Raw genomic sequence first — 13,643 nt, 5'->3', positions numbered from 1 at the left:
ATAATGAAACAAAAATCTTTTGGAGAAGGTGACGAAGTCGTGAAATGTCCTAAATGTAACCATACACAATCTCGCGTCGTAGACTCAAGACATGCTGAAGATACGAATGCGATTAGAAGAAGACGTGAATGTGACCAATGTGGTACACGTTTCACAACTTTTGAACATATAGAAATGAGTCCACTGATAGTCGTTAAAAAAGACGCGACGAGAGAACAATTTAATCGAGAGAAAATTATCAACGGTTTGGTACGTTCATGTGAGAAACGCCCAGTTCGTTTTCAACAGCTTGAAGAGATTACGAATCAAGTGGAATGGCAATTACGTGAATCGGGTATAGCTGAGGTTTCATCACGTGATGTTGGTGAATATGTGATGGACTTATTAATGCAAGTAGACCAAGTTTCATATGTACGATTTGCATCAGTATACCGTGAGTTCAAAGACGTCGATCAATTGCTTGAATCGATGCAAGGTATCTTAAAAGACAACAACAAGCGAAGTGAGTCATAATGTCGTTATCGATGTATGCAAACACACTTAGACCCCATGATGGATTTCAAGTGATGCAACGGTTTCACTTGCAGCCATTGCACGATGAAATATTAAGTCGCCTATTTACACCGCTAATTGGTGCGCAATCTGTTGGTCTTTATCACTTTTTGAGTCAGTTCAGTACATCATCTACTGAAGAAGGATTAACACACTATACGTTGATGTCTGAGTTGAAGGTTAATTTGATGACTTTTAGAGACTATGCTGATTTATTAGAAGGTATTGGTCTCATGCGCACTTATGTCCGTCATTCAGATGAGACGACACAATTTATTTATGAGTTATTGCCACCGCCAAGTCCTAATGAATTTTTCAATGATCCAATGCTGTCGATATATTTTTACCAAGTCGTAGGAAACCAACGTTATCACCAATTGAAATCGCACTTTATATTACAGCCTGTTGATACAGAAGGGTACGTAGATGTGACGAAGAAGTTTACAGATGTATTCAAAGTGCCGAAGCAGTCATTTTATCAACCGGAGAAGCATCTCACTGAAACAGAATACAAGGGTGTAGATCTAACAGATGTGTCATTTGACTTCGACTTGTTAGCAGATATGTTGCAGACGCATTACATTAGTAAAGAAATACTAACTGAACCAACCAAGACATTGATTGTTCAACTTGCCACATTGTATCGTATTGCACCCGATCAAATGAAAACACTGATTTTAAAATCATTGAATAGTGACCAGACTTTATCAATCATTGATTTGCGCAAACAGGCACAGACGCACTTCTTAAATGGTAACCAACAAACACTTCCAGAGCTGAAACGTATGAATCCGACATCTAGTGCAGTGAATCAAGAAGTAGAGAAGCAAGAAGAAGTGACAGTGGATAGTTGGGAAGACTGGTATGATTTGATGGATAACACAAGTCCTGTTGTAATGTTGACCTCATATGGTGGTTCTGAACCACCGCTATATCAGAAGCGCATGATTGAAGAGTTGATGGAACGTGAAGGATTTAATTTTGGTGTTATTAATATTTTGTTGCAGTTTGTTATGCAAAAACTCGATAATAACCTACCAGAGAAGTATGTTTATTCTGTTGCATCCACTTGGAAAAAAAGTGGTGTCGTGGATGCCAAAACGGCACATCAAAAAGCGTTGGAAATTCAGCGTAATGAAGAAAAGGCACAGGAAAAAAGAAAGCAGCCTCAACGTCAGAACTATTCTAAAGGGGTTGTTTATGAAGAGAAACCACGCTGGATGACGCATCCGGAAGAATTCAAATCGAAAGATGAAGATATGGACGCGTTAGAGCGTGATCGCAAAGCTTTCCTGAAAGAATTACAACAAAGTAGAAAGGCGGGTGATGAATGATGAAATCATTTAACCAAATTATGGGATCGAATCATGCGATTCAAAAGCGTATTGAGAAGATTAAACGACAAGTGATTAATGATCCTGATGTGAAGGCGTTCCTCGAAGCGCATCAGTCGGAAATAACAAATGATATGATTGAAAATGATTTGAACATTCTTCAAGAATACAAAGACCAGCAGAAACATTATACGGATAACCATACTTTTGAGAACTGTCCTAACTTCGTAAAAGGCCACATTCCTGAATTGTACGTGGAACATCAGCGCATTAAAATCCGCTATAAACCATGTCCGTGTAAGATTCGACATGACGAAGAACGCATGGCACAAAGTATGATCACGTCATTCCACATGCACCCAGAAACATTGAATGCCAAATTGGAAGATGTTTATATGGATCGTCGTAACCGCTTAGATTTGGCAATGCAGTTTAAAACTTTGATTGATGATATTGTGAACCAGAAGCCTGTGAAAGGATTCTATTTATACGGTGCATTAGGTACGGGTAAATCGTTTATACTTGGTGCGATTGCTAATGAACTCAAAGAGAAGCATGTACATACGACGATTATTTATGTACCTGAATTTTTACGCATTCTAAAAAATGGCTTTAACGATGGCACAACTACAAAAAGAATTGAACAAATTCGTTCTGCAAAAGTACTCATACTAGATGATATTGGTGCAGAAGACATGACGCCGTGGACGCGTGATGAAGTATTAGGGCCTGTGTTACATTATCGTATGATTCAAGAGCTGCCTACATTTTTTAGTTCTAATTTGAATTTTGAAGAGTTGGAGGCCCACATTGCTCGTACAAAAAATGGTGTAGAATGGACGAAAGCACAGAGAATTATGGAGCGAATCAAGACGTTGGCAAAACCGTACAAATTAGAAGGCGAAAATTATAGAAACCGTTGAAAAATTGCAAAATAGCGTTATAATAGAGATAAATGAATCATGTTAATGAATTAGAGGATACGATAGGGTGTTCGTATTACACAGAAAGCTGCCGGTGATGAGAGTGCAGTTAATACAGCATTTTGTTACTCCCTCGAATAGATAGTATTTGTAATGAATACTCGGCTCAAGACCGTTATCTTATGTAGAGATGTTGCACGTGATGTGTGACGAATTTAGGGTGGTATCGCGAAGACCTCGTCCCTTTGGTGGGATGGGGTCTTTTTATTTTATCCATCATTACATAAGATAGAAGGGTGTTAGCGTTTGTTGACATGTGTGAAATTAGGAGGATGAATATGGCACAAATTAACGTACGTTTTCCAGATGGCAATAGCAAGGCGTTCGACAAAGGGATTACAACTGAGGACATTGCACAATCGATCAGTCCAGGATTGCGCAAAAAGGCAGTTGCAGGTAAATATAATGGGGAAATGGTTGATTTAACACGTCCACTTGAAGTTGACGGTGAGATTGAAATCGTTACACCAGGTAGCGACGAAGCATTAGAAGTGTTGAGACATTCAACAGCTCATCTTATGGCGCAAGCTTTGAAACGTTTATATGGTGATGTGAAGTTTGGTGTTGGTCCAGTCGTTGATGGTGGTTTCTACTACGACTTCGATATGCCTGAAAAAGTATCAAGTGATGACTTCGAAAAAATCGAAAAAACGATGGCACAAATTGTGAATGAAAATCATAAAATTGAACGTCAAGTCGTATCAAGAGATGAAGCGAAAGCATTTTTCAAAGATGATCCATACAAACTTGAATTGATTGATGCAATTCCTGAAGATGAACTTGTAACACTTTACACACAAGGTGAATTCACGGATCTTTGTCGTGGTGTACACGTGCCATCAACAGCAAAAATTAAAGAATTTAAACTCTTATCAACAGCCGGTGCATATTGGCGTGGTGACAGTAATAACAAGATGTTACAACGTATTTATGGTACAGCCTTCTTCGATAAAAAAGAGTTAAAAGCACACTTGAAGATGTTAGAAGAACGCAAAGAACGTGATCACCGTCGTATCGGTAAAGATATGGAGCTCTTTACAAACAATCAACTAGTCGGTGCGGGTCTGCCGTTATGGTTACCGAATGGTGCAACAATCCGTCGTGAAATCGAACGTTATATTGTCGATAAAGAAGTCGCACTTGGGTACGATCATGTGTATACACCAGTACTAGCTAACGTTGAATTGTATAAAACTTCTGGGCATTGGGATCACTACCAAGATGACATGTTCCCAGCAATGCAATTAGACGTTGACGAGGCAATGGTTTTACGTCCAATGAACTGTCCGCATCATATGATGGTATATGCAAATAAACCACACTCATATCGTGAGTTACCAATACGTATTGCGGAGTTAGGAACAATGCACCGTTATGAAGCGAGTGGTGCTGTATCTGGTTTACAACGTGTACGTGGTATGACATTGAACGATGCGCATATTTTTGTGCGTCCTGACCAAATCAAAGAAGAGTTTAAGCGTGTGGTTGAAATGATCTTGAATGTCTACGATGACTTTGGTTTCAAAGATTACAAATTCCGCTTGAGCTATCGTGATCCGGAAGATAAAGAAAAATATTTCGATGATGACGACATGTGGAATAAAGCTGAGACAATGTTAAAAGAAGCGGTTGATGAGTTTGGTTTAGAGTATGAAGAAGCAATTGGTGAAGCGGCATTCTACGGACCAAAACTAGACGTTCAAGTAAAAACAGCAATGGGTAAAGAAGAAACATTATCAACAGCACAACTTGACTTCTTATTACCGAAAAAATTCGAATTAACATATATCGGTCAAGATGGTGAACACCACCAACCTGTTGTCATCCACCGTGGTGTCGTATCAACAATGGAACGTTTTGTTGCCTTCTTAACGGAAGAAACAAAAGGGGCATTCCCAACATGGTTAGCGCCACAACAAGTTGAGATTATACCGGTTAATGTTGATCTTCATTATGATTATGCACGTCAAATTCACGACACATTGAAATCACAAGGTGTCCGTGTGAATATTGATGAGCGTAATGAAAAAATGGGTTACAAAATCCGTGAAGCACAAATGAAGAAGATTCCATACCAAATCGTTGTAGGGGATAAAGAAGTAGAAAATCATGAAGTGAATGTTCGTCAATACGGTTCAAAAGATCAAGAAACAATGGATGCAGAGGATTTCGTATGGCAATTGGTGGATGAAATCCGTCTAAAAAAACAAAGATAGCATTGCAGAGTACAGTTTGATACTGTATACTAATATGTAATTCAAAAAATAAATATCCAATTTAGTTAGAGGTTGCATTTTTAATGAGTCGCTTGTCAGAAGCAGAGATGTTGCGTATGTTGCACAAGTAAAAGGTAAAAATGCCGAAGCGAGTTATGAACATCTACATAACTTGTTGGGCTAGTAGTCGAAAGATGCTAGACTGTCACAAACGTGATGTGCTACTTATTTGTGAAGATAAAGTAAAGGTTACATCAACGTTGATGTAACCTTTATTTCGTTTTATTAGAAGTATAGGCATTGATTTGTTTTCTGGATTGACCTCTAGGTGAAAGAAAGGAAGGAAACATGAGTAACGAAAAATTACAAACAGAGAATGGTGTACAACGTCATTTGAAAGACCGTCATATTTCGATGATTGCCATCGGTGGAGCCATTGGAACTGGGCTCTTTATGACATCTGGAGGGGCAGTACATGATGCCGGGCCACTTGGTGCATTGCTTGGCTATTCAATTATCGGGTTAATGGTGTTTTTCTTAATGACTTCGTTAGGGGAGATGGCGACGTATTTGCCTGTAACAGGTTCTTTTAGTACATATGCAACACGCTTTGTGGATCCATCGCTCGGATTTGCTTTAGGGTGGAACTATTGGTTCAACTGGGTCATTACCGTAGCAGCTGATGTGACAATTGCCGCACATGTTATCGAGTATTGGGAACCATTACAGTTTTTACCAGCATGGGCGTGGAGTTTGGTTTTTATGGCGATTATTTTTGGGTTGAACTTACTGTCAGTCCAAGTATATGGTGAGAGTGAATATTGGTTCGCATTTATCAAAGTAGCAACGGTAATTGTTTTTATTATCGTAGGTGTATTGACAATCTTTGGTATTATGGGTGGTTCAGCAGTTGGCTTTGATACATTTACACAAGGTGATGGACCGATTTTAGGTGACGGTTTTGGTGGTAGCTTACTTGTGGTATTCGGTGTATTCTTAATCGCAGGTTTCTCATTCCAAGGAACTGAAATTGTAGGGATTACAGCAGGGGAATCTGAAAACCCTGAACGTGCTGTACCAAAAGCAATCAAACAAGTATTCTGGCGTATTCTTTTATTCTATGTATTTGCAATCTTTATTATCGGTATGTTGATTCCATACAATCATCCAGCATTAATGGGTGGTGGAGATGACATCGCAACATCACCATTCACACTTGTCTTTAAAAATGCAGGACTTGCATTCGCTGCATCATTTATGAATGCAGTTATCTTAACATCAGTACTATCGGCAGGTAACTCTGGTATGTATGCTAGTACGCGTATGCTTTATTCAATGAGTCGCGACGGCTTAGCAGCAAAAACATTTAGCCGAACTAATAGAGACGGTACACCATGGGTAGCCATGCTTTCAACGGCGTCAGTTGTAATTCTTATCTTTATTATCGAACAAGTAAGTGGTAACGCTTATGAATACATCGTTGCGGCAAGTGGTTTGACAGGCTTTATCGCTTGGTTAGGTATTGCGATTAGTCATTATCGCTTCCGTAAAGCATTTGACGCACAAAACTATGACGTATCCAAACTGAAATACAAAGCAAAATGGTTCCCATTCGGTCCATTACTTGCACTGGTACTTTGTGTGATCGTGATCATCGGGCAAGACGTTGACTTCATTCAAGGTGGTGGATTCGATCCAAAACGATTCTTTATCACGTACATGGGTATTCCAGTATTCTTATTCTTCTTCCTCTATCATAAGTTAAGATACAAAACAAAATTAATTCCATTGGAAAAAGTAAACTTGAGTCAAGACATTTCAATGGACGAAAAAAACTTTCATAAATATGTTGACTAATAGATAACAACTTGGTATGATTATATCTGTTGAATACGAAACGGACCAAGTAGAAGCAACCCGCTTCTCACCTGTGGCGACGCACAAAGCTGTTGGCAGGTTAACGATATAAACATGTGAGTTTGTTCATGTTAACGTTAGGAGCGGGGATTACTATCCTCGCTTTTTTTCGTGCTTGGACCATTCGTAAAATTTTTGGAGGTGTCAACCATAGCTAAGGATCAAACGCAAGTAAATGAAAAGATTCGCGCTAGAGAGTTACGTGTTATCGGACAAAACGGTGACCAACTCGGTATCAAATCAAAGCAAGAAGCATTGGAAATGGCAGAACGTCTTAACTTAGACGTCGTTGTTGTTGCCCCTAATGCAAAACCACCTGTTGCTCGTATTATGGATTACGGTAAATACAAGTTCGAGCAACAGAAAAAAGAAAAAGAAATGAAGAAGAAACAAAAAGTCATCAATGTGAAGGAGATCCGCTTAAGTCCAACGATTGAAGAACATGACTTCAATACAAAACTTAAGAATGGACGTAAATTCTTAACAAAAGGTGATAAAGTTAAAGTTTCAATTCGTTTCAGAGGGCGTGCCATTACACATAAAGAAATTGGCCAACGCGTTTTAGAAAATTTTGCTGACGAGTGCAAAGATATTGCAACTGTTGAGCAAAAACCTAAAATGGAAGGTCGCCAAATGTTCCTTATGTTGGCGCCAATTAACGAAAAATAAACAATGACAATAGGAGGAAAATCATCATGCCTAAAATGAAAACTCACCGCGGAGCTGCGAAACGTGTTAAAAGAACTGGAAGTGGGAAATTAAAACGCTCTAGAGCTTACACATCTCACTTATTCGCTAACAAATCAACAAAACAAAAACGTAAATTACGTAAAGCAGCACTTGTGTCTAAGAGTGACTCAAAACGCGTAAGACAATTATTAACTTACGTTAAATAATAAAAAATTAAACGAACGAATATATAAACATCTAAATATGTAGAGAATATATTTAAGAGATTATGAGGAGGAATTTATTATGCCACGTGTAAAAGGTGGAACAGTAACAAGAGCGCGTCGTAAAAAGACAATCAAATTAGCTAAAGGTTACTTCGGTGCGAAAAGCACATTATATAAAGTAGCAAAACAACAAGTTATGAAGTCAGGTCAATATTCATTCCGTGACCGTCGTCAAAGAAAACGTGACTTCCGTAAATTATGGATCACTCGTATTAATGCAGCTGCTCGTCAACATGACATGAGCTACTCACGTTTAATGAACGGATTAAAATTAGCTGGTATTGATATTAACCGTAAAATGCTTTCTGAAATCGCAATCGCTGATGAAAAAGCATTTGCTGAATTAGTAAACAAAGCGAAAGACGCTTTAAAATAATTTTTGATAAAGAGTTGGATTGTTTAGTTCATAAGCAACCAGCTCTTTTTATTTGGAGATCGCATATGAGATTACTTTTGCTTGCGCTCTAAAGGTTTGGTACGATAAAGACAATCGCTAATAAAGGAGTTAATTATGTCAAAATTTGATGAACAAATTATTGTAGTCCCAAGAGATATCATATTTGATAATGAAAAGCACGCATTCAATGGTTTTATCCGACAAGATGATGTGAAAAGCCAAGCAATCTTTGATACGTTAGGACAGTATGACGTAAAAAGACGTGGAGATATGGAAGAAGATCCATCATATAAACAATTGATCTCTTATTGTATCTTAGAAAATGAAGATCAAGACATACTTGTTTATCAACGTCTATCAGGTGGCGGTGAAGCACGATTACATGGCTTAGCATCAATCGGAGTAGGCGGTCATATGAATGACGTGCCTGACGAAGATGATGTGATGGCAATTATTGAAGAAAATTCAGGGCGTGAATTGTTGGAAGAAGTTGGACTTGCAGTGAATGAAACATCAGGCTTACAGCATGTAGGTTTTATCAACGATGATTCGAATGATGTAGGTCAAGTACATCTCGGGGTTGTCTTCAAGGTACAAGTACAGAAGTCACAAGTAGAAGTGCAAGAAACAGACACACTATCAATTCAATGGCAATCACTGGATGATATTAATGATCTGTCACAATTTGAATCATGGAGTGCACTCATATTAGAAAAATGGAACTAGGTGATATGAATGTCAGAACTCATACCGTTTCCGAAGTTAAAACAAAAGCTTTGTTCAGATATTAAACAAGCAATTGCGCAAGAACAATACGAGTTAGCATACGATTGTTTTGTAGAATACGAACAATATTTCGAAATGACAGAAGCACTAGCATTGATGAAATGTCATGTATTGTGGGAAACGCAATCCTATTTGGAATTGCGTGAAGAAGCACATATTTTACTGGAACAAGGTAATACATCATATGATGAGCTGATGATATATTATGTCAAAAGTTTATTTGCTTTGGAACAATATCAATCAGTTGTTTCAGTCGTAGATGAGATACTAAATAGTGTGAAGGCGCACCAAACACGAATGATTCTGCTACCTACTAAAGATCAGGCACAGCATCAATTGAACAAGCGACAAGAACAGATGAAAACACAGTTACAGCAGTTCGATCAGTTATCAGAAGGGCCACGTACAGAGCTTATATTGTCAATGATTGACGATAGTGTCTATTATTTTGCAGATACGATGGCATATTTGATTACGCAAGATGATGTATCTGTGTCTTTACAAAGTTTAATGCTTGAATATTTACGATTTGCTCGGTACAATCAAAGCATTCAATTGGAAGTGAATGGGCAAGAACTATCAGTTGTCCCGGCACAATTGGAAGGGTTTGATGTGACACGATTTATGAAATCAATTGTCCCTGAAGTTATTGCACGATTGGAAAATGATTACCCGTCGTTAGTACAAGAAGCACGCATTCATCTGAATACACATAATATTGCGATGTATCCATTTGACATCACGCAACTTGCAGATGATCAGACTTGGATTCAGACCTATGTGTATTATTTTGAAGAGATGATTGGAGTGTCACCCTCAACTTCAGCGGATACGTGTGTTTTATCATTCATTAAATTGTTAAATACATAGGTAAGTCCCTTGAAACACAACATACCTATGTTATAATAAAGAAGTTGAAAAATTTTAAAAAAGGATTTCATGGAGGTTTTTATACATGACAGCAACATGGGAAAAAAAAGAAGGTAACGAAGGGTTACTAGAAGTAACTGTACCTGCTAAAAAAGTAGACGAAGCATTAAATCAAGCATTCAAAAAAGTAGTAAAAAATATTAATGTACCTGGTTTCCGTAAAGGTAAAGTACCACGTCCGATTTTTGAACAACGTTTCGGCGTAGAAAGCTTATACCAAGATGCGCTTGATATTTTATTACAACCAGCATACAGCGATGCAATTGATGAAACGGGTATTAACCCAGTTGCGCAACCTGAAATTGACATCAAACAAATAGAAAAAGGAAAAGACTTTATCTTTGAAGCAACTGTAACAGTTGAGCCAGAAGTAGAACTTGGTGACTACAAAGGTTTAGAGATTGAAAAACAAGATGTGACAGTAACGGATGACATGGTTGAAGATGCTGTAAAACAACGTCTTGAAGCAATGGCTGATATGGTTGTTAAAGAAGAAGGCGAAGTTGAAGAAGGCGACACTGTAAACTTAGACTTTGATGGTTATGTTGATGGCGAACAATTCGAAGGCGGACAAGCAGAAGGTTACGACTTAGAAGTTGGTTCAGGTTCATTCATTCCAGGTTTCGAAGAGCAATTAGTTGGCTTAAAACTTGAAGAAGAAAAAGATGTTGAAGTTACATTCCCTGAAGAATATCACGCAGCAGAATTAGCAGGAAAAGCTGCAACATTCAAAGTGAAAATCAACGAAATCAAAGCGAAAGAAGTACCAACATTAGACGACGAATTAGCAAGCGAATTAGACGCAGATGCTGAAAACGTTGACGCATACAAAGCGAATGTTCGTACACAATTAGAAGAAGCGAAGAAAAACGACGCTGAAAACTTACAAAAAGAAGAAGCGGTAATCAAAGCTGCTGACAATGCGACAATTGACATTCCAGAAGCGATGATTAAGCAAGAACAAGATCGCATGATTCAAGAGTTTGCTCAAAACATGCAACAACAAGGTTTAGACTTGCAAACATACTTCGAAATTTCAGGTCAATCAGAAGAAGATATGCGTGAACAAATGAAAGATGATGCAGAACAACGTGTTAAAACAAACTTAACATTAGATGCTATCGCAAAAGCTGAAAACATCGAAGCAAGTGATGAAGATGTTGATAACGAATTACAAAAAATGAGTGACCAATTCGGTATCTCAGTTGAAGACATCAAAAAGACTTTAGGTAACTCAGATCTTATCAAAAATGATATTCGAGTTAGAAAAGTAATCGACTTATTAGTTGCAGAAGCAAAATTAGTAGATGCACCTGCTGATAGCGAAGCGTAAACTGAACAATAATCTGAACGAATAAAGATAAGACAATGCTGGTTTGTTCACATGAACGAATCATATGATTTCAAAAATGTAACTTGCCAGAGCGGGATAAAGAAATCTAATCATTTTATAGATTTCTATCCCGCTTTCATTGTTTTATGCAAAAAACTTGAAAGACAGCGTGATTGCATAATAAAATGCTTTCTAGTATAGTCGTAGAGGATAGGGGTGTAATACAAAATGTTTAAATTCAATGAAGACGAAGAAAACTTAAAATGTTCTTTCTGTGGTAAAGATCAAGACCAAGTCAAAAAGTTAGTGGCTGGTAGTGGTGTTTATATTTGTAACGAATGTATTGAATTGTGTGCAGAGATTGTAGAAGAAGAACTCAATCATACAGAAACAGAAGAACTTACTGAGTTACCGACACCAAAAGAGATTATGGAAGAATTGAACCAATATGTGATTGGACAAGAGAAAGCGAAAAAGTCTCTTGCGGTAGCTGTATATAATCACTATAAACGTATTAACCAATTAGGTCCTAAAGAAGATGATGTTGAGTTACAAAAGAGTAACGTCGCTTTAATCGGACCAACAGGTAGTGGTAAAACATTATTAGCACAAACACTTGCACGTACGTTAAATGTACCATTTGCGATTGCTGATGCTACAAGCTTAACAGAAGCAGGTTATGTGGGTGAAGATGTTGAAAATATTTTATTACGTTTAATTCAAGCAGCAGACTTTGATATTGACAGAGCTGAAAAAGGGATTATTTACGTCGATGAAATCGATAAAATTGCACGTAAGTCAGAAAACACATCTATTACACGTGATGTTTCTGGTGAAGGTGTTCAACAAGCATTGTTGAAAATTCTTGAAGGCACAACAGCGAGCGTTCCGCCACAAGGTGGACGTAAACATCCAAACCAAGAATTTATTCAAATTGATACAACAAATATTTTATTCATTCTCGGTGGGGCGTTTGATGGTATTGAAGAAGTGATCAAACGTCGTCTTGGTGAAAAGGTCATTGGTTTTGCAAGTAGTGAAGCATCTAAATATGACGAGACAAGCTTGTTAGAACATATCCGCCCAGAAGATTTACAATCTTTCGGGTTAATTCCAGAGTTCATCGGACGTGTGCCAATCGTAGCTAACCTTGAGACGTTAGATATTGAGGCATTGAAAAATATTTTAACGCAACCTAAGAATGCATTAGTAAAACAATATACAAAAATGCTCGAATTAGATGATGTTGCATTAGAATTTACAGATGATGCTTTGTCTGCAATTAGTGAAAAAGCGATAGAACGCAAAACAGGTGCACGTGGTTTACGTTCTATTATTGAAGAAGCTTTGATCGACATTATGTTTGATATTCCTTCAACTGAAAATGTCACAAAAGTAGTGATCACAAAAGATACAATTGTGAATGAAACAGCACCTGAACTTTATGACGGTGAAGGTCAATTGTTAAACGATAGCAAAACATCTGCATAAATGATGAAAAGCTTAAGATAATGTATTGGCATATCTTAAGCTTTTTTGCTGTTCAATTAAATTAATGAAAGATAAAATGAAATTATAGTATTTAAGCGGTCAAAGGAGAGAAACCATGAAGATTAATCCAAATCATGTTGAGCTCATCATCAGTGCGGTGAAAAAAGAGCAGTACCCAGAGTTGGGGTTACCAGAGGTAGCATTGAGTGGACGCTCAAATGTGGGGAAGTCAACATTTATTAATAGTATGATTGGACGTAAAAATATGGCACGTACATCACAGCAACCAGGTAAAACGCAAACGCTTAATTTTTACAATATTGATGAACAATTGATTTTTGTTGACGTGCCTGGATATGGCTATGCAAAAGTAAGCAAGAAGCAACGTGAAGCGTTCGGTAAAATGATCGAGATGTACTTAACAACTAGAGAAGAGCTAAAGTTAGTGATACAGCTTGTAGATTTAAGACATCCACCAACAGAAGATGATATTTTGATGTATGACTATTTGAAACACTTTGATATACCAACATTAATCGTTGCAACAAAAGAAGATAAAGTACCGAAAGGAAAGGTACAAAAACACATCAAACGTATCAAACAAGATCTGGATTTAGATGCCAACGATAAAATCATCAGTTATTCGTCACTGACGAAAAATAAGCAACCTGAAATATGGGCGACTATTGATGCTTATATTGTAGATGACAGTATACAATAAACAGACATTTGAATAAAACGTGGACAA

Annotated in this window: 13 protein-coding genes, 1 riboswitch and 1 other annotated feature; all 13 genes read left to right on the top strand. The window is 37.6% G+C overall.

Annotated features, from left to right (window positions below):
* Positions 1-39: 39 nt before the first annotated feature.
* The 13 genes from nrdR (at position 40) to yihA (ending at position 13,616) form a co-directional block, all read left to right on the top strand.
* Complete coding sequence (nrdR, locus tag MUA51_RS06290; protein ID WP_262560877.1) at positions 40-513, top strand: transcriptional regulator NrdR; 474 nt, start codon at positions 40-42, stop codon at positions 511-513.
* The gene (locus MUA51_RS06285; protein ID WP_262558924.1) at positions 513-1,886 is read left to right on the top strand and encodes a replicative helicase loading/DNA remodeling protein DnaB; all 1,374 of its coding nucleotides are present in this window, start codon (positions 513-515) and stop codon (positions 1,884-1,886) included. Before nrdR ends, MUA51_RS06285 begins: the two co-directional genes overlap by 1 nt.
* Positions 1,886-2,809, top strand: a complete 924-nt coding sequence (dnaI, locus tag MUA51_RS06280; protein WP_262560876.1) for a primosomal protein DnaI — start codon at positions 1,886-1,888, stop codon at positions 2,807-2,809. The genes MUA51_RS06285 and dnaI overlap by 1 nt, the downstream gene beginning before the upstream one ends.
* A 338-nt stretch (positions 2,810-3,147) precedes the next feature.
* Complete coding sequence (gene thrS, locus MUA51_RS06275; RefSeq protein ID WP_262558922.1) at positions 3,148-5,085, top strand: threonine--tRNA ligase; 1,938 nt, start codon at positions 3,148-3,150, stop codon at positions 5,083-5,085.
* Between the two features lie 58 nt (positions 5,086-5,143).
* A riboswitch (Lysine riboswitch) is annotated at positions 5,144-5,317 on the top strand.
* Between the two features lie 116 nt (positions 5,318-5,433).
* Complete coding sequence (locus MUA51_RS06270; RefSeq protein ID WP_262558920.1) at positions 5,434-6,942, top strand: amino acid permease; 1,509 nt, start codon at positions 5,434-5,436, stop codon at positions 6,940-6,942.
* Positions 6,943-6,983: 41 nt separating this feature from the next.
* Positions 6,984-7,119 (top strand) — a sequence feature (ribosomal protein L20 leader region).
* Positions 7,120-7,143: 24 nt separating this feature from the next.
* A complete protein-coding gene (gene infC / locus MUA51_RS06265; protein ID WP_095118126.1) occupies positions 7,144-7,671 on the top strand; it encodes a translation initiation factor IF-3 in 528 nt (175 codons plus the stop codon).
* Positions 7,672-7,697: 26 nt separating this feature from the next.
* On the top strand, positions 7,698-7,898 hold the full coding sequence (gene rpmI / locus MUA51_RS06260) for a 50S ribosomal protein L35 (RefSeq protein ID WP_095116545.1): 201 nt from the start codon (positions 7,698-7,700) through the stop codon (positions 7,896-7,898).
* A 79-nt stretch (positions 7,899-7,977) separates the two neighbouring features.
* Positions 7,978-8,334, top strand: coding sequence for a 50S ribosomal protein L20 (gene rplT / locus MUA51_RS06255; RefSeq protein ID WP_095116548.1), 357 nt, complete (start codon positions 7,978-7,980; stop codon positions 8,332-8,334).
* 135 nt (positions 8,335-8,469) lie between these two features.
* A complete protein-coding gene (locus MUA51_RS06250; protein ID WP_262558916.1) occupies positions 8,470-9,081 on the top strand; it encodes an NUDIX domain-containing protein in 612 nt (203 codons plus the stop codon).
* 9 nt (positions 9,082-9,090) lie between these two features.
* Positions 9,091-10,011 (top strand): hypothetical protein, encoded by a 921-nt coding sequence (locus MUA51_RS06245; RefSeq protein ID WP_262558915.1) that lies wholly within the window; start codon positions 9,091-9,093, stop codon positions 10,009-10,011.
* A gap of 85 nt (positions 10,012-10,096) precedes the next feature.
* Complete coding sequence (gene tig / locus MUA51_RS06240) at positions 10,097-11,404, top strand: trigger factor (protein ID WP_262558912.1); 1,308 nt, start codon at positions 10,097-10,099, stop codon at positions 11,402-11,404.
* 228 nt (positions 11,405-11,632) lie between these two features.
* Positions 11,633-12,895 carry an ATP-dependent Clp protease ATP-binding subunit ClpX gene (clpX, locus tag MUA51_RS06235; protein WP_262558910.1) on the top strand — a complete coding sequence of 421 codons (1,263 nt, stop codon included), beginning with the start codon at positions 11,633-11,635 and terminating at the stop codon, positions 12,893-12,895.
* A 115-nt stretch (positions 12,896-13,010) separates the two neighbouring features.
* The gene (yihA, locus tag MUA51_RS06230) at positions 13,011-13,616 is read left to right on the top strand and encodes a ribosome biogenesis GTP-binding protein YihA/YsxC (RefSeq protein ID WP_262558909.1); all 606 of its coding nucleotides are present in this window, start codon (positions 13,011-13,013) and stop codon (positions 13,614-13,616) included.
* Positions 13,617-13,643: the final 27 nt, after the last annotated feature.

The sequence above is a fragment of the Staphylococcus sp. IVB6214 genome, from assembly GCF_025558585.1.
Classification (GTDB): Bacteria; Bacillota; Bacilli; order Staphylococcales; family Staphylococcaceae; genus Staphylococcus.
The sequence above is the reverse complement of the archived record's forward strand: the minus strand, read 5'-3'. Positions and strand labels throughout refer to the sequence as shown.